Below are 17,233 nucleotides of genomic sequence, written 5' to 3' on the forward strand. Positions count from 1 at the left end.
CGATGACCTAAGAGGTGACAGCCGCGGAGGGAATACGGACGCCATCACAGGCGCTGTGCATCTTCCCGGCCCCCGCCCGCGCCGTCGGCCCATCCCCAGGCCGGTGGTCGGCTCCTGTCCGCAGTGGACGGTGCCGGAAGCCGTTTTCCAACGTTCCGAGAGGTTGTTCGTGTCGGCCAGCACATCCCGTACGCTCCCGCCGGAGATCGCCGAGTCCGTCTCTGTCATGGCGCTCATTGAGCGGGGAAAGGCTGAGGGGCAGATCGCCGGCGACGATGTGCGTCGGGCCTTCGAAGCTGACCAGATTCCGGCCACTCAGTGGAAGAACGTACTGCGCAGCCTCAACCAGATTCTTGAGGAAGAGGGTGTGACGCTGATGGTCAGTGCCGCAGAGCCCAAGCGCACCCGCAAGAGCGTCGCAGCGAAGAGCCCGGCGAAGCGCACCGCCACCAAGACGGTCGCGGCGAAGACGGTGACGACGACGAGGAAGGCGACCGCCACCACGGACGCCCCCGCGGCGCCCGTCGCTCCGGCCGCGGCCGATTCCGCCGAGGAAGCCGCACCCGCCAAGAAGGCCGCGGCCAAGAAGACGACCGCCAAGAAGGCGGCCGTCAAGAAGACCGTCGCCAAGAAGACGGCGCCGGTCAAGAAGACCACGGCCAAGAAGGACGACGTCGAGCTTCTCGAGGACGAGGTTCTCGAGGACACCAAGGTCGCCGACGAGCCTGAGGGCACCGAGAACGCCGGCTTCGTCCTGTCCGACGAGGACGAGGACGACGCGCCCGCGCAGCAGGTCGCCGCGGCCGGCGCCACCGCCGACCCGGTCAAGGACTACCTGAAGCAGATCGGCAAGGTCCCCCTGCTCAACGCCGAGCAGGAGGTGGAGCTGGCCAAGCGCATCGAGGCGGGTCTGTTCGCCGAGGACAAGCTGGCCAACGCCGACAAGCTGGCGCCGAAGCTCAAGCGCGAGCTGGAGATCATCGCCGAGGACGGCCGCCGCGCCAAGAACCACCTCCTGGAGGCCAACCTCCGTCTGGTGGTCTCCCTGGCCAAGCGCTACACCGGCCGCGGCATGCTCTTCCTGGACCTCATCCAGGAGGGCAACCTCGGTCTGATCCGCGCGGTCGAGAAGTTCGACTACACCAAGGGCTACAAGTTCTCCACGTACGCCACCTGGTGGATCCGTCAGGCGATCACCCGCGCCATGGCCGACCAGGCCCGCACCATCCGTATCCCGGTGCACATGGTCGAGGTCATCAACAAGCTTGCGCGCGTGCAGCGCCAGATGCTCCAAGACCTGGGCCGCGAGCCCACCCCGGAGGAGCTGGCCAAGGAGCTCGACATGACCCCGGAGAAGGTCATCGAGGTCCAGAAGTACGGCCGCGAGCCCATTTCGCTGCACACCCCGCTGGGTGAGGACGGCGACAGCGAGTTCGGTGACCTCATCGAGGACTCCGAGGCCGTCGTCCCTGCCGACGCCGTCAGCTTCACGCTCCTGCAGGAGCAGCTGCACTCGGTTCTGGACACCCTGTCCGAGCGCGAGGCCGGTGTCGTCTCCATGCGGTTCGGTCTCACCGACGGTCAGCCGAAGACCCTCGACGAGATCGGCAAGGTGTACGGCGTGACGCGTGAGCGCATCCGCCAGATCGAGTCCAAGACCATGTCGAAGCTGCGCCACCCGTCGCGTTCCCAGGTGCTGCGCGACTACCTCGACTAGGTCACGGTCGTACGACGGCGAAGGCCCGGCTCCCCTCGCGGGAGCCGGGCCTTCGTGCTGCGCGCGAGCCCGAAGTGGATCACTCTGGGTGTTCCGGCATCACCCGAGAGTGAGGAGACTGCATGCGCCGTACCGTTGCCCAGGCACTGATCCGGCCACTGGCCCTGGCGGCCGCCGTGGCCGCCATACCCCTGGTGAGCGCGGTTCCCGTGGCCGCCGACAGCGTCGTGGTCGGCGGCTTTCCGATAGACGTCTCCCAGGCCCCGTGGACGGTCGCCCTGTCCAGCCGTGACCGTTTCGGAGGTACCCGGGCGGGCCAGTTCTGCGGCGGCGTGGCGGTAGCGCGTACGGCGGTGCTCACCGCGGCCCACTGTCTGGCCGAGGACGTCCTCGGGGGGCCCCCGAACCGCGTGCGCGACTTCCGGGTCATCGCGGGCCGCACCGATCTGCTGTCGGGTGAGGGGCAGGAGGTCTCCGTACGCGACGCATGGGTCAATCCGGGGTACGACACCGGCACCAACGCCGGCGACTTCGCCGTACTCACCCTCGCCAAGCCGCTGCCGCAGAGCGCGGTCATCGGCATGGCCGGCGCAGGCGATCCGGCCTACACGCCGGGCACGCAGGCCACGGTCGCCGGATGGGGTGACACGACCGGCGGGGGCGGCTATGCGCGCCGGCTCCATGCCGCACACATGCGCGTGCTGCCCGACGACCTCTGCGCCCGCGCCTATCCGGGCGGTCCCGACGGCACCTACCGGCCCGAGAGCATGCTCTGCGCCGGGGAGACCGGCGGGGGCCCGGACGCCTGCCAGGGAGACAGCGGCGGGCCGCTGGTGGCACAAGGACGGCTGATCGGCCTCGTGTCATGGGGGAGCGGCTGTGGCAGGCCGGGCAGCCCTGGCGTGTACACGCGCGTCTCCGGCGTCGTGAGAGCGCTGGAGGCGGCCTCACAGAGCCGCGAGGCGCCCCACGGACGCTCCTGACGCGCTCGCATCGGGATATGAGCACGGGCGGCCGCTCCTGGACAGGAGCGGCCGCCCGTTCACCGGCCTGTACCGGGGCTGGCTCGTCGTGTGTGCGAGATTCAGCGCTCTTCTTCGGAATCGGGGCTCGGAGCGGACGTCAGCCGCTCCGTCTCGTCCTGTATCTCAGCGGCGATCTTCTTGAGTTCCGGCTCGAACTTGCGACCGTGGTGGGCGCAGAAGAGCAGTTCTCCGCCGCTGAGCAGGACGACGCGCAGGTATGCCTGGGCGCCGCAGCGGTCGCAGCGATCGGCGGCCGTCAACGGGCTCGCGGGGGTCAGAACAGTAGTCACGTCGCCTCTTCTCTAGCTCGACGAGCTGTCGTACCAGGGTCAACATCCAACCAGCCCGAAAACGTTCCCGCTCGTGGCTTTTCCTGGAAAAAATCTTCCGGGGCGGCTGTCTGCTGCCGGTTGGCGGCGAATGTGCCGTAGTGCGTCTCTTGTAGTGCTTACGGTTTCGCGCAGTGTTGTGTTTCGGTCCTCCAGGCCGGGTTGCCTGTTGTTCAGGAGGACGTGCCCGGAGCCTAAATGGTTCATGCCTCGAAGGGAACGTGATATGTACTTCACTCCATCGAGGGATCGAACATGTATGCGAGCCTGGACTAGTCTGAGTTCACGACGAGGGTGGCGTTACACCGGCCCTACCAGGCCTCGGTACCCTCTGAGCGGCGACCGAAGCCGTCCCCTACCCAGTAGGGGGCCAACTGAAATTCAGCGAGGAGCGAACCGCGTGACCGCCGACACGTCCGTGCCGTCCACAGCGCTGCTGGCAGGAGCAGACCGGGACGGTTCCAACTACACCGCGCGGCACCTGCTCGTCCTCGAGGGCCTCGAGGCCGTGCGCAAGCGCCCGGGCATGTACATCGGCTCGACCGACAGCCGCGGTCTGATGCACTGCCTGTGGGAGATCATCGACAACTCCGTGGACGAGGCCCTCGCGGGCGTCTGCGACCGCATCGAGGTGATCCTCCACGACGACGGTTCCGTGGAGGTGCGCGACAACGGCCGCGGCATCCCCGTGGACGTCGAGCCCAGGACCGGCCTGTCCGGCGTCGAGGTCGTCATGACCAAGCTGCACGCCGGCGGCAAGTTCGGCGGCGGTTCGTACGCCGCCTCCGGCGGTCTGCACGGCGTCGGCGCCTCCGTGGTCAACGCCCTCTCCGCCCGCCTCGACGTCGAGGTGGACCGCGGTGGCCACACGCACTCCGTCAGCTTCCGCCGTGGCGTGCCCGGCGCCTTCGCGGCCGACGGCGCCGACGCGAAGTTCGAGGCCAAGAGCGGCCTGCGCAAGACCAAGAAGATCCCCAAGACCCGTACCGGCACGCGCGTGCGGTACTGGGCCGACCGGCAGATCTTCCTCAAGGACGCCAAGCTCTCCCTGGAGAACCTGCACCAGCGCGCCCGGCAGACCGCCTTCCTGGTACCGGGTCTGACGATCATCGTGCGCGACGAGTTCGGCCTGGGCGAGGGTGGCAGCAAGGGCGAGGAGTCCTTCCGCTTCGACGGCGGCATCAGCGAGTTCTGCGAGTACCTGGCGGGCGACAAGCCCGTCTGCGACATCCTCCGCTTCTCGGGCAAGGGCACCTTCAAGGAGACCGTCCCCGTCCTCGACGAGCACGGCCAGATGACCCCGACCGAGGTCACCCGTGAACTGGGCGTCGACATCGCGCTGCGCTGGGGCACCGGCTACGACACCACCATCCGGTCCTTCGTCAACATCATCGCCACCCCCAAGGGCGGCACCCACGTCTCCGGCTTCGAACAGTCCGTGACGGGTGTGTTCAACGACGTGCTGCGCGCCAAGAAGCTGCTGCGGGTGGCCGAGGACAACATCGTCAAGGACGACGCCCTCGAGGGCCTCACCGCCGTCGTGACCGTGCGTCTGGCCGAGCCGCAGTTCGAGGGCCAGACCAAGGAGGTCCTGGGCACCTCGGCGGCCCGCCGCATCGTGAACAACGTGGTCACCAAGGAGCTCAAGGCCTTCCTGACCAGCACGAAGCGGGACGCCGCCGCGCAGGCCCGGGTCGTCATGGAGAAGGTGGTGGCCGCCGCCCGCACGCGCGTCGCGGCCCGCCAGCACAAGGACGCCCAGCGCCGGAAGACCGCCCTGGAGTCCTCGTCCCTGCCGGCGAAGCTCGCCGACTGCCGCAGCGACGACGTCGACCGCAGCGAGCTGTTCATCGTCGAGGGCGACTCCGCGCTCGGTACGGCCAAGCTGGCCCGGAACTCCGAGTTCCAGGCGCTGCTGCCGATCCGGGGCAAGATCCTCAACGTGCAGCGGTCGTCGGTGACGGACATGCTCAAGAACGCCGAGTGCGGCGCGATCATCCAGGTCATAGGAGCGGGCTCGGGCCGCACCTTCGACATCGACCAGGCCCGCTACGGCAAGATCATCATGATGACCGACGCCGATGTGGACGGCTCCCACATCCGCTGCCTGCTGCTCACGCTGTTCCAGCGCTACATGCGGCCGATGGTCGAGGCCGGCAGGGTCTTCGCCGCCGTGCCGCCGCTGCACCGCATCGAGATCGTCCAGCCGAAGAAGGGCCAGGACAAGTACGTCTACACGTACTCCGACCGCGAGCTGCGGGACAAGCTGATGGAGTTCCAGAGCAAGGGCATCCGGTACAAGGACTCCATCCAGCGGTACAAGGGTCTGGGTGAGATGGACGCCGATCAGCTGGCCGAGACCACGATGGACCCGCGTCACCGCACGCTGCGCAGGATCAACCTGTCCGACCTCGAGGCCGCCGAGCAGGTCTTCGACCTGCTGATGGGCAACGACGTGGCGCCGCGCAAGGAGTTCATCTCCAGCTCCGCTGCGACGCTGGACCGGTCGCGCATCGACGCGTAGCCGCTGCGCTGGGCCTCGGCCGATTCGGTCGGCCTGGGGCGGGCTGACCCGGGGGGCCGGGGCGGGCGACGGGGATTGGTGGCCGGCGGAGGGGGACAGTGGTCTGCCTCCGCCGGCCGTGTGCTCCCGGTCGGCCGGGCGGTATTTTGCCGTCGCCCGCGGGCTTCTGCGGTGGCCTGTGGGCTCCGGGGTCAGTCAGCTGGGCTTTCGCCGCCTGGCGGATGGACTACTTCGCCGGTCGCTTGCGGCGGCCGATGGGCCGCGGTCGGGACGCGGCAGACCACGCCTTCGACCGCGACGGCCGGTCGCTGATCGCCGACGCCACATCCTGGCGCCCACCGGCGACGCCGGCTTCACTGTCGACGTGCGTGGGCCGATCGTGCTGGGCCTGGCGGGGCGTGATCCTGCCGGGTCGGACAAGCCCTGTTTCCGCCGGTCGGACAGCCCTGTTCCTGCCGGGTCGGGCAGACCCTGTTCCTGCCGGGCCGGACATGGCCTGATCCCGTCGGGCCGGACAAGGCTTGGTCCGGCCGGGTGCGGTCGGGGCTCCTGGGCGCTCGCGGACGCTTGCGTCGGCTCTCTCCATTCCCGGTATCCCATGCCTCCCAGGCCGAGTCGTCGTGAGCTTTGGGTGGCCCGACGCTTTTGACGGGTACCCGCCAAGCGCGGTGCCGGGCTCCGCGGCCACCCCGTCACCGGCACTGTCTGCCAGGAGCCCGCGCCGCTCCCAGTCAGTGGGCGAAACCCCTGCCCCGACCGACCTCCGCCTCCGCCTCCGCTCCGGCGCGGTATCCACCCGCGGGATCTACACCCGTGGGTGGAGAAGAGCCGTTCCGGGTTTCCACCCGTGATCCACCCCGGCTCCGATCTCCCGACCTGCGCTTTTCCGTAGCTTCGTAGGTGTCGGCAGTACCCGCTCCCGAGGGGACCTTCTCGCTCACGGAGGCTTTCATGTCCGGGCTCGTCAACGCGCTGGCGATCGTGGCCGTCGCCGCCATAGTGATCGTGCGGCAGTTCCGCGCCCGCGCGATCAACACCGACCGGCGCTGGTGGCTGATCCCCGTGGTCCTCGCCGTCTTGGCGCTGCGCGAGCCCGGCATCCTCGACGTCCACCACCGTGCGGAATCCGCCGTGCTGCTCGCCGTGGAGCTGTTCATCGGTGTGGCCATGGGCGCCGGCTGGGCATGGACGACCCGCATCTGGACGGAACCGGACGGCGTCGTGTGGACCACGAGCACCAAGGCGAGCGTTGCGGTATGGATCGTGGGCATAGCTCTGCGCATCGGTGTCTACGCCGTCGGCGCCGCGCTCGGCCTGCGCCAGGACAGCTCCGCCCTGATGTGCGCTCTCGCAGCCACTCTGCTGGTCCGCGGCGGAATTCTGGTCTGGCGGGCGCAGTCCCTCGGCACCGCGAGCCACCCCGCCCCGGCGTACGGTGACGGCATGCGGTCGGTCAGGAGGGAGCGCGCGTGAAGGAGAACGCCTGGACGCGCTGGCCGTCACGGGAGGCGCTCGGCCGCGAGGGAATCTCCCGGCCCCGGCGTTTGATCGCCTGGTCCATAAGGTGCCTGGTGATCGGCATGCTCCTGTGGGGCGCGTACAACCAGAGACACGTCGGCCTCTGGGGCGGACTCGCTGCGATGGCCGGGGTCCTCGTCGCTGCTCTCCTTGCCTGGTCCTTCTTCAGGACCACCTACCAGCACCGGCTGGTGCCCTCCCTGATGCTGATGGGCGCACTCGCGGGCATGGCGGTCGCCGCCGAGGCCACGGGGTTCAGAGGACCGGCCCTCGTGATCTGGTGCGGCTGTGGGATCGCCGCCCTGGAACGGCTGCCGCTCGCGGCCGCGACTCCGGTGACCACGGTGGGCCTGGCCGCATACGCCGCTTTCAGCAACGACGTCTGGCTGACCACGGCCGCCTCGGTCGCGGGCATGGCCCTCGCCGGCTACGTCCTGCGGCTGGACGCCGAAGCCCGCGGCCACGCGCAGCAACTGCTCGCCCAGGAGCGCGCCGCCCGGGCCGCCGAGGCGGAGTCCGCGGCGCTGGCCGAGCGTGCCCGCATCGCACGGGAGATCCATGACGTGCTGGCCCACAGCCTCTCGGCGCAGCTGGTGCACCTGGAGGCGGCCCGGCTGCTGATCGAGAAGGGCGCGGACCGTGACCGCATCCTGGAGCGGGTGGTGGCCGCCCGGGGCATGGCCCGCGACGGACTCGCCGAGACCCGGCAGGCCCTGTCCGCGCTGCGAGGCGAGCTGACCCCGCTGGAGGACTTCCTGAGCGAACTCGTCAGCGGGGCCGACGGCGCCGAGGTCACCGTGACGGGTGAGCGCAGACCCCTGCCGGCCGAGGCCTCCCAGGCCGTGCGCAGGGTCGCGCAGGAGGCGCTGACGAACGTCCGCAAGCACGCTCACGGCGCCAAGGTGCACCTGCGGCTCGACTACAGCGAGCACGAAGTGACGCTGGACGTTCGGGACACGGGCGGGCGGCCGGGCGAACTCACGGGATCCGGAGCCGGGTACGGTCTGCTGGGTATGCGCGAGCGGGCCGAGCTCCTGGGCGGCTCACTGGACGCGCGGCCCGAGGAGGAGGGGTTCGTGGTGACGCTGAAGGTACCTGTATGACGGAGACGGAGGGGGAGAAGAAGCCCGCACGTGTGGTGGTCGCCGACGACCAGACCGTCGTCCGGGAGGGCATCGTGATGCTGCTCGGGCTGCTGCCCGGGGTGGAGGTCGTGGGTGCCGCGGGAGACGGTGAGGAGGCGGTGCGGCTGGTCGGGGAACTGGCCCCGGACGTGGTCCTGATGGATCTCAGGATGCCCCGCTGCGACGGTGTGGAGGCCACCCGGCGGATCCGGGCGCAGTACCCCGGGACCCAGGTCGTGGTGCTCACCACGTACGCGGACGACGAGTCGCTGTTCCCCGCGCTGCGCGCCGGCGCCCGGGGGTATCTGACCAAGGACGCGGGCGGTGACGAGATCGTGCGTGCCGTGGAGAGCGTGCTGTCGGGGGAAGCAGGTCTGGCGCCCAGTGTCCAGCGCCGGTTGCTGGAGCGGCTGTCACAGCCCGAGCCCGGCCCGCCGGCGACCGTCGAGGCGCCGCCCGACGGTCTGACCGCGCGGGAGACCGAGGTGCTGCTGCTGATCGCCGAAGGACTCAGCAATCAGGAGATCGCCCGCAAGCTGCATGTGTCGACCGCGACCGTGAAGACACACATCAACAACCTCTTCTCCAAAACGGGCCTCAAGGACCGGGCGCAGGCGGTGCGTTACGCCTACAGCAAGGGGCTGGTACGGCCGCCCACGCAGTGACTCACCTGATGGGGTGAAGAGCCGGAGGAAGAAGAGTCAGGGATCTTCCCGATCTGTCCATCCTTGGGCATGCAGTCAAGCAATGGCCGTGCCCGTGGCATGGGGGGCGGCCCCGAGAGTTCGTCCGAGAACCGGCAAGACCACGGCGCGCCCGCCCGCGACGTGACGTACGAAGACCCTTGGTACGACGCACTGGCCTCCGGCTGGGGCGAGCTGGAAGGCACCGGCGTTTCGGCGCCGGCGGTGCCACCCGCTCGCCGGGAGGGGAGCGCAGCGGCGGTTCGGGCACGCGATGTGTACGTCGAGGTGCAGCGCAGCGCGGCCTTTCAGGAGGTGCGCACCAGGTACCGGCGGTTCGTCGTGCCGGGAGTCGCCGCCTTTCTCGCCTGGTACGTGGGCTATGTGGTCACCGCCACGACCGCACCGAGGCTCATGGCGCGGCCCGTGGCGGGAGCGGTGAACATGGCCATGCTGGCCGGGCTCGGACAGTTCCTCACCACGTTCCTGCTGACCTGGGCCTATGCCCGGCACGCGCGGCTGCGCCGGGACCGGGCGGCGCTGGAACTGCGCTGGGACACCCAGGAACTGACCCGCGAAGCGCGGGGAGGCGCCTTGTGACCGGCGATCATCAGACGCTGGCGCTGCTGTTGTTCAGCGGTTTCGTGGCCGTCACCCTCGGGATCACGACGTGGGTGAGCCGTCGCCGGCGTGGTTCGGCGGAGGAGTTCTACGCCGGAGGGCGGCTGTTCTCTCCCATGGAGAATGGTTTTGCCATCGCGGGTGACTACATGTCGGCCGCCTCCTTCCTCGGGGTCACCGGACTCATCGCGCTGTACGGGTACGACGGGATGCTGTACGTCGTGGGATTCCTGGTGGCCTGGCTGGTCGTGCTGTTCCTGGTGGCCGAACTGGTGCGCAACTGCGGGCGGTTCACCCTGGCCGACGTGGTGGCCGCGCGGATGAGCGAGCGGCCGGTGCGGATCGCCGCGGGAACTTCCTCGGTCACGGTGTCCGTTCTGTATCTGGTGGCGCAAATGGTCGGCGCGGGCAGTCTGGTGGCGCTGCTGCTGGGGCGGACGAGCGGGGCTGCTCAGGCGTGGGCGGTCATCGGGGTCGGCGCGCTCATGGTGATCTACGTGTCGTTGGGAGGGATGCGGGCCACCACCTGGATCCAGATCGTGAAGGCGGTCCTGCTGCTGAGCGGCACGATCGCGCTGACCGTCCTCGTCCTGCTCCGCTTCCACGGCGACGTCGACCGCCTGCTGCTCACGGCCGCGGACCGCAGCGGTCACGGAAGGGCGTTCCTGGCGCCGGGCCTGAAGTACGGCGGGACCTGGACCGCCCGCCTCGACTTCATCAGCCTGGGACTCGCTCTCGTACTGGGCACCGCGGGACTGCCGCACATCCTGTCCCGCTTCTACACCGTGCCCACCGCGCGGGCCGCCCGCCGTTCCGCCGTGTGGTCCATCGGGCTGATCGGCGGCTTCTACCTGATGACGATCGTCCTCGGCTTCGGGGCGGCCGCGGTGGTGGGGACGGATGCGGTGCGCGGTTCGAACGCGGCCGGGAACACGGCGGTACCGCTGCTCGCTCTCGATCTGGGCGGTGGCGCGGGGTCCACCGGGGGCACGGTGCTGTTCGCGGTCGTCGCCGCCGTCGCCTTCGCCACGATCCTCGCCGTGGTCGCGGGTATCACCCTCGCCTCCTCGGCGTCGGTGGCGCACGACCTGTACGCGTCGCTGCGGCGCTCGGGCGGCAAGGCGCGCAGCGAGGTGGCGGTGGCGCGCTGGGCGGCGGTCGGCATCGGCGTCGTGGCGATCGCGCTCGGTCTGCTGGCCCGTGACCTCAATGTCGCCTTCCTCGTCGGCCTCGCCTTCGCCGTCGCCGCCTCGGCGAACCTCCCGGTGCTGCTCTACTCGTTGTTCTGGCGCGGCTTCACCACCCGGGGCGCGGTGTGGGCCGTATACGGCGGGCTGATCCCGGCGCTCGGACTGGTGCTGCTCTCCCCGGTGGTGTCCGGCAGCCCCACCTCGCTGTTCCCGGACGTCGACTTCCAGTACTTCCCGCTGCAGAACCCGGGCATCGTCTCCATCCCGGTCGGCTTCCTCGCCGGCTGGCTCGGCACCGTCACCTCAGAGGAGGTCGCGGACGAGGCCAGGTACGCGGAGACGGAGGTTCGGTCGCTGACCGGCGCCGGTGCCGTGTAGCCGGTCACCAGCGGCTCGTACGGGTCGCTACGGCGCCACCCAGGCGTACCGGTGTTCCGGTCGGCCGGTGTCGCCGTACTTCAGAGAGAGCCGGAGCCGGCCGGCCTGTTCCAGGTGGCGGAGATAGCGCTGGGCCGTGGAGCGGCTCAGGCCGGTCCTGGCGGCCACCTCGTGGGCGGACAGCGGCTGGTCGGCGCGGTGCAGGACGCCGCAGATCAGATCGGTCGTGGGCTCCGAGTGGCCGCTCGGCAGGCCGGGCGCGGACGGTGCGGGTGACGTCCGCAGCGCACCGAAGATCCGGTCCACCTGCTCCTGCCCCGCCAGGCCGCGGCCGCCGACCCGGTCCACCGTGCGCCGCAGCGCGGCATAGGAGTCCAGGCGGGTGCGCAGGGCGGCGAAGGTGAAGGGTTTGACCAGGTAGTGCAGGGCGCCCAGGCGCATCGCCTGCTGGACGGTCGTCACATCGCTGGCCGCTGTGATCATGATGACGTCGGTGCCGTGGCCCTGCTCGCGCATGCGGTGCACGAGGTCGAGACCCGTCTGGTCCGGCAGATAGTGGTCGAGCAGGACCAGGTCGATGGTGCCTCGTTCGACGGCAGCCAGGGCCTGGGCAGCGCTGTGCGCGCGGGCGGTCACCCGGAAGCCGGGAACCTTCCCCACGTACTTGGCGTTTATCTCGGCGACGCGGAAGTCGTCGTCCACGACCAGGACGTCAATCATCAGGCCTCTCCTCCAAGGCCGCCGGGCGTTAAGCCCGTGTTTCGGCTCCGCAGTTGTAGCGCGAGCAAAAAGAGCACAACAGGCTCTTGCGAGCAAAAGAACGGCTTGCGCTCACAAGACTCCTGCTGTGGCCGGGGCCACACCTACCGTCCCGGGCCATGAGCGCACACACCAGCCCCGCCATCGAGCTGCGGGGCGCGAGCAAGATCTTCAGAACCCCGTCAGGGGGACTGCACACAGCCGTGCGCGGTCTGGACCTCACCGTCGAGCGCGGCGAGTTCGTGGCCGTGGTCGGCCCGACCGGCTGCGGCAAGTCCACCACGCTGACGCTGGTCAGCGGCCTGGAGGAGCCCACCGAGGGCGAGGTGCTGGTGGCCGGCGAGCCGGTCGAGGGCGTCGGCGACAAGGTCGGCTTCGTCTTCCAGCAGGACGCCACCTTCCCCTGGCGCACGGTCCTGTCCAACGTCATGGCCGGCCCCCGCTTCCGGGGCGTGCCGAAGGCCGAGGCCAGGCAGAAGGCCCGGGAATGGCTGGCCCGTGTCGGCCTCGCCGCCTTCGAGGACCGTTACCCGCACCAGCTCTCCGGCGGTCAGCGCAAGCGCGTGGCGCTCGCCGCCACGTTCGTCAACGACCCCGAGATCCTGCTGATGGACGAGCCGTTCTCGGCGCTGGACGTGCAGACCCGGGCACTGATGTCGGACGAACTGCTGGAACTGTGGGAGGGCACGGGCGCCTCCGTCGTCTTCGTCACCCACGACCTGGAGGAGTCCATCGCGCTCGCCGACAAGGTCGTCGTGATGACCGCCGGACCCGCGACCGTCAAGCAGGTCTTCGAGATCGACCTGCCCCGGCCGCGCAAGGTGGAGTCGGTGCGCCTGGAGCCGCGGTTCATCGAGATCTACCGCGAGATCTGGGAGTCCCTCGGCGAAGAGGTCCGCATCACCCGCGAGAGGGGTGCCGCCCGTGTCGCCTGACGTCATGCCCGAGGCCCGGGCCGCACTGGCCAGGACCGAGCCCGTCGACAAGACGAACCGCGCGCAGACCCGCGCCCAGGCCGCCCGCCGCCGCAAGGCCCTCGTCGTCACCGTGCGTGTGCTGCTGCTGGTGGCCGTCCTCGGGCTGTGGGAGGGGCTGTCCCGGGCGAAGATCATCGATCCGTTCAACTTCTCGATGCCGTCGAAGATCTGGGACCAGATCTCGACCTGGGTGATGCACGGAACCGCGCTCGGCTCGCTGGGCGAGCAGATCTGGTACACGCTCTACGAGGCACTGCTCGGCTGGGTCATCGGTGTGGTCGCCGGTGTGCTCCTCGGTATCGCACTCGGGCGGATCAGGTTGCTCGCCGAGGTTCTTGGTCCATACATCAAGGTGCTCAACTCGATCCCCAGGATCGTCCTGGCGCCCATCTTCCTGATCTGGTTCGGGCTCGGCCCGTCCTCAAAGGTGGCCTCCGCCGTCGTGCTCGTGTTCTTCCCGGTGTTCTTCAACGCCTTCCAGGGCGCCCGTGAGGTGGACCGCAACCTGGTGGCCAACGCCCGCATCCTGGGCGCCAGCGACCGCCGGGTGACGCTCCAGGTGGTCATCCCCTCGGCCACCTCGTGGATCTTCACCAGCCTCCACGTCAGCTTCGGTTTCGCCCTGATCGGCGCCATCGTCGGCGAGTACATCGGCGCGACCAAGGGCATCGGCCTGCTCGTCGCGCAGTCGCAGAACACCTTCAACGCGGCCGGCGTCTACGCCGCGATGGTCATCCTCGCCGTCGTCGCCCTCGCCGCCGAGGGACTGCTCACCTTCGCCGAGCGCCGCATCTTCCGCTGGAAGCCCACCGGTTCCGACAGCTGACCGGCCCTTCACCGCCCTCAGCGACCCCACCACCCCTCACCGGGCATCCCCGGCCCCGCCCTGGGCCATCCCCGGCCCCCGGACCAGCCCCCCACGCCTTCCCCGTACCGCCTCTCACAAGGACGTGAACCGCATGCGCAACACCGCCAGATACGCCTCCCTCGCCGCCGCAGGCCTGCTCGCGCTCTCCTCCCTCACCGCCTGTGCCAACGACGCGGCGAGCTCCACGACCGACACCGGGAGCGACTCGGGCGGCGGCAAGGGCGAGACCGTCAAGATCATGGTCGGTGGCCTGGACAAGGTCATCTACCTGCCCGCGATGCTCACCCAGCGCCTCGGCTACTTCCAGGCGGAGGGTCTGAACGTCCAACTCCTCAGCGAGCCCGCCGGTGTCCAGGCCGAGACCGCGCTCGTCTCCGGCCAGGTGCAGGGGGCGGTCGGCTTCTACGACCACACCCTCGACCTGCAGACCAAGGGCAAGTCCGTGGAGTCGGTCGTGCAGTTCTCGCACGCGCCCGGCGAGGTCGAGGTGGTCTCGAACAAGGCGGCCGGCGACCTCACGTCGCCCAAGGACTTCAAGGGCCGGAAGCTGGGCGTGACCGGGCTAGGTTCCTCCACCGACTTCCTCACCAAGTACCTCGCGGTCAAGAACGGCGTGCAGGTCAACGAGTTCAGCCCCGTCGCCGTAGGGGCCGGGCCGACGTTCATCGCGGCCCTCCAGAAGGGGGCGATCGACGGCGGCATGACCACCGACCCGACCGTCGCGACGATCCTGGACAAGAAGGTGGGCAAGGTCCTCATCGACATGCGCACCCCCGAGGGCTCGCAGAAGGCGCTGGGCGGGCCGTACCCGTCGTCGAGTCTGTACATGCAGACGGACTGGGTGAACGGACACAAGGACACCGTCCAGAAGTTGGTCAACGCATTCGTCAAGACGCTCAAGTGGATGTCCACCCACAGCGCCGACGAGATCGCCGCCAAGATGCCCGCCGACTACTCCCAGGGCAGCAAGACGCTCTACGCGCAGGCCATCAAGAGCACGCTGCCGATGTTCACCGACGACGGCGTGATGCCGCAGGGCGGCCCGGAGACCGTCGAGAAGGTCCTCAAGTCGTTCAACCCCAACATCAAGAACGCCAAGGTCGACTTGAGCAAGACGTACACGACCGAATTCGTCGACGCTGCCAAGTAGACGAGTCCGCTCAGACGCGGGTCGCCCACACGTAACGGTGTTCGGGGCGGCCCGCGTCGCCGTACTTGAGGGTCAGCCGCGCCCGCCCGGTGCGCTCCAGGAGCTTCAGATACCGCTGGGCCGTCTGCCGGCTGACCCCCGTCCGCTCGGCGATCTCCTGGGCGGACAGCGGACCCTCGGCGTTCATCAGCGCCTGGCGCACCAGCTCGGCCGTCGTGGGGGAGTGCCCCTTGGGCAGCCCGGGCTCCGACGGCGCGGAGAGGGCGCCGAAGATGCGGTCCACCTCCGCCTGTTCGGCCTCGCCGCCGCCGTCCAGCGTGCGCCGCAGCTGTGCGTACGCCTCCAGCTTGGCGCGCAGACCGGCGAAGGCGAACGGTTTCACCAGGTACTGCAGCGCCCCCTGCCGCATCGCGGCCTGGACGGTCGACACGTCCCGCGCCGCCGTCACCATGATCACATCGGCCTGATGGCCGCGCCGGCGCATCTCCCGGACGACCGCGAGACCGGTGTCGTCGGGCAGGTAGTGGTCCATGAGGACCAGGTCCAGCCGGGGCAGCGTCTCCACCTGCCGCAGCGCCTCGGCGGCGCTGTGTGCCTCGCCGGCCACATGGAAACCCGGCACCTTCTCCACGTACGCGGCGTTGACCCGGGCGACGCGGGCGTCGTCGTCCACGACCAGGACCTCGATCATCGGGTCTCCTCCTCGGTGACGGCAGCGGGCTCGAGGGACTTCTCCAGCACCGCGGGTCGAAGCTCCGGCTCGGTCAGCGCCTCCGGCAGGACCACGGTGAACTCCGCGCCGCCGCCCGCCGCCTCGCCCACCGTCGCGCTTCCGCCCTGCCGTTGGGCGAGCCGGCTCACCAGCGAGAGCCCGAGGCCCCGTTTGCCGTGCGCGGGCGGCTTCTTGGTGGACCACCCCTCCGTGAAGATCAGCTCCCGCTGGTCCGCCGGGATCCCGGGGCCCGTGTCCCGCACCCTGAGGACGACCGTACGGCCCTCGGTGCGCAACTCGACCTCCACGCGCGCGTGCAGTGTGCCGGCGACCGCGTCGAGGGCGTTGTCCACCAGGTTGCCCACGACCGTGACCAGACCCCGCGGATCGATGAGCCGGTCGGGCAGCCTGGTGTGCTCGGACACCCACAGCGCGACTCCGCGCTCGGCGGCGACGGTCGCCTTGCCGACCAGCAGCGCGGCGAGCAGGGGATCCTGGATCTTCTCGGTGACCTGCTCGGCGGTGGCCCGGTGGTCGCCGACCACCTCGCCGACGAACTCCACGGCGTCGTCGTACATCTCCAGTTCCAGCAGTCCGAGCAGGGTGTGCATGCGGTTGGCGTGCTCGTGGTCCTGGGCGCGCAGGGCGTCGATCAGCCCGCGCGTGGAGTCGAGTTCCCGCCCCAGCTGCTCCAGTTCGGTGCGGTCGCGCAGGGTGGCCACGGCGCCGCCGTCGCCGGTGGGCATACGGTTGGCGACCAGCACGCGCTGGCCGCGCACGGTGAGCAGATCGGTGCCGGTCACCCGGCCGGCCAGCACGTCCGTCGTACGGCCCGCGCCGAGCGCCTCGTCCGGGGTCCGCCCGACCGCCTCGTCGCCGATGCCGAGCAGCCGCCGCGCCTCGTCGTTGAGCAGGCGGATACGACCGCCGCGGTCGAGGGCGACCACGCCCTCCCGGATGCCGTGCAGCATCGCCTCGCGCTCCGCGAGCAGCGCCGAGATGTCGGAGAAGGCCAGGTCCCGGGTCTGCCGCTGGACCCGCCGGGAGATCAGCCAGGCGGCCAGCGCGCCCACCGCGAGAGCGCCGCCGGCGTACGCGAACAGGCCCGGGATCGCGCTGATCAGCCGCGCCCGCACGCTGTCGTAGGCGATACCGACCGAGACCGCCCCGATGATCCGGTGATGCGTGTCGTACAGCGGCACCTTGCCGCGCGCCGAGCGGCCCAGGGTGCCCTTGTCGATCTCCATGACCTCCTTGCCGCCCAGAGCGTCGGTGGGGTCGGTGGAGACGTGCCGGCCGATCTCCGAGGGCGTGGTGTGCGACCAGCGCACGCCCCGCTGGTCCATCACCACGATGTACTCGGCGTGCGTGGCCCTCCGGACCCGCTCGGCCTCCCGCTGCACCGGACCGTCAGCGGTCGGCGGGGTGCTCAGGACGCCCTCGGCGATCTGCGGGTCCTGCGCCGTCGTCTGCGCGATGGACAGCGCACGACGCTCCGCCTCCTGGTCCAGCTGCTTGCTCAGCGGCGCCAGGAACAGCCCGGTCGCGAGCACCGCGACCCCCGCGGCGATCGCCACCTGCATCAGCAGCACCTGCGAGAACACCCGCCGCGGCAGACCGAGGCGCAGACGGCGTGCGGGGGCAGTGGGGCTCATACC

Annotated in this window: 15 protein-coding genes; 11 read left to right on the plus strand and 4 right to left on the minus strand. The window is 70.0% G+C overall.

Annotated features, from left to right (window positions below):
* Positions 1 to 169: 169 nt before the first annotated feature.
* A complete protein-coding gene (locus tag ACIBJF_RS13705; RefSeq protein WP_399173897.1) occupies positions 170 to 1,717 on the plus strand; it encodes an RNA polymerase sigma factor in 1,548 nt (515 codons plus the stop codon).
* Positions 1,718 to 1,839: 122 nt separating this feature from the next.
* A complete protein-coding gene (locus ACIBJF_RS13710) occupies positions 1,840 to 2,700 on the plus strand; it encodes a serine protease (protein WP_399173898.1) in 861 nt (286 codons plus the stop codon).
* Between the two features lie 101 nt (positions 2,701 to 2,801).
* On the opposite strand, the gene ACIBJF_RS13715 is transcribed toward ACIBJF_RS13710, so the two are convergent.
* A complete protein-coding gene (locus ACIBJF_RS13715; RefSeq protein ID WP_399173899.1) occupies positions 2,802 to 3,032 on the minus strand; it encodes a hypothetical protein in 231 nt (76 codons plus the stop codon).
* A gap of 439 nt (positions 3,033 to 3,471) precedes the next feature.
* Between ACIBJF_RS13715 and ACIBJF_RS13720 the strand changes: the two genes are divergently transcribed.
* From ACIBJF_RS13720 to ACIBJF_RS13745, 6 genes are all read left to right on the plus strand, one after another.
* Complete coding sequence (locus ACIBJF_RS13720) at positions 3,472 to 5,595, plus strand: DNA topoisomerase IV subunit B (RefSeq protein ID WP_351805913.1); 2,124 nt, start codon at positions 3,472 to 3,474, stop codon at positions 5,593 to 5,595.
* Between the two features lie 951 nt (positions 5,596 to 6,546).
* Entirely contained in the window at positions 6,547 to 7,068 is a 522-nt protein-coding gene (locus ACIBJF_RS13725; protein ID WP_399173900.1) for a DUF1453 domain-containing protein, read from the plus strand.
* Positions 7,065 to 8,216, plus strand: a complete 1,152-nt coding sequence (locus ACIBJF_RS13730) for a sensor histidine kinase (RefSeq protein WP_399173901.1) — start codon at positions 7,065 to 7,067, stop codon at positions 8,214 to 8,216. The genes ACIBJF_RS13725 and ACIBJF_RS13730 overlap by 4 nt, the downstream gene beginning before the upstream one ends.
* Positions 8,213 to 8,902, plus strand: coding sequence for a response regulator (locus tag ACIBJF_RS13735; RefSeq protein ID WP_390680852.1), 690 nt, complete (start codon positions 8,213 to 8,215; stop codon positions 8,900 to 8,902). The genes ACIBJF_RS13730 and ACIBJF_RS13735 overlap by 4 nt, the downstream gene beginning before the upstream one ends.
* 69 nt (positions 8,903 to 8,971) lie before the next feature.
* Entirely contained in the window at positions 8,972 to 9,520 is a 549-nt protein-coding gene (locus ACIBJF_RS13740) for a DUF485 domain-containing protein (RefSeq protein WP_399173902.1), read from the plus strand.
* Positions 9,517 to 11,109, plus strand: a complete 1,593-nt coding sequence (locus ACIBJF_RS13745; protein ID WP_399173903.1) for a cation acetate symporter — start codon at positions 9,517 to 9,519, stop codon at positions 11,107 to 11,109. Before ACIBJF_RS13740 ends, ACIBJF_RS13745 begins: the two co-directional genes overlap by 4 nt.
* A gap of 27 nt (positions 11,110 to 11,136) precedes the next feature.
* On the opposite strand, the gene ACIBJF_RS13750 is transcribed toward ACIBJF_RS13745, so the two are convergent.
* Positions 11,137 to 11,829, minus strand: a complete 693-nt coding sequence (locus ACIBJF_RS13750; RefSeq protein WP_399173904.1) for a response regulator — start codon at positions 11,827 to 11,829, stop codon at positions 11,137 to 11,139.
* Between the two features lie 158 nt (positions 11,830 to 11,987).
* Between ACIBJF_RS13750 and ACIBJF_RS13755 the strand changes: the two genes are divergently transcribed.
* The 3 genes from ACIBJF_RS13755 (at position 11,988) to ACIBJF_RS13765 (ending at position 14,863) form a co-directional block, all read left to right on the plus strand.
* Positions 11,988 to 12,803 (plus strand): ABC transporter ATP-binding protein, encoded by an 816-nt coding sequence (locus tag ACIBJF_RS13755; RefSeq protein WP_399173905.1) that lies wholly within the window; start codon positions 11,988 to 11,990, stop codon positions 12,801 to 12,803.
* Positions 12,793 to 13,671 (plus strand): ABC transporter permease, encoded by an 879-nt coding sequence (locus ACIBJF_RS13760; protein ID WP_399173906.1) that lies wholly within the window; start codon positions 12,793 to 12,795, stop codon positions 13,669 to 13,671. Before ACIBJF_RS13755 ends, ACIBJF_RS13760 begins: the two co-directional genes overlap by 11 nt.
* Before the next feature lie 133 nt (positions 13,672 to 13,804).
* Positions 13,805 to 14,863: an ABC transporter substrate-binding protein gene (locus tag ACIBJF_RS13765; protein WP_399173907.1), complete on the plus strand. Its 1,059-nt coding sequence runs from the start codon at positions 13,805 to 13,807 to the stop codon at positions 14,861 to 14,863.
* Between the two features lie 10 nt (positions 14,864 to 14,873).
* On the opposite strand, the gene ACIBJF_RS13770 is transcribed toward ACIBJF_RS13765, so the two are convergent.
* Positions 14,874 to 15,554, minus strand: coding sequence for a response regulator (locus tag ACIBJF_RS13770; RefSeq protein WP_399173908.1), 681 nt, complete (start codon positions 15,552 to 15,554; stop codon positions 14,874 to 14,876).
* Positions 15,551 to 17,230, minus strand: coding sequence for an ATP-binding protein (locus ACIBJF_RS13775; protein ID WP_399173909.1), 1,680 nt, complete (start codon positions 17,228 to 17,230; stop codon positions 15,551 to 15,553). The genes ACIBJF_RS13770 and ACIBJF_RS13775 overlap by 4 nt, the downstream gene beginning before the upstream one ends.
* Positions 17,231 to 17,233 lie beyond the last annotated feature (3 nt).

The organism is Streptomyces sp. NPDC050743, assembly GCF_044456925.1.
Taxonomy (GTDB): domain Bacteria; phylum Actinomycetota; class Actinomycetes; order Streptomycetales; family Streptomycetaceae; genus Streptomyces.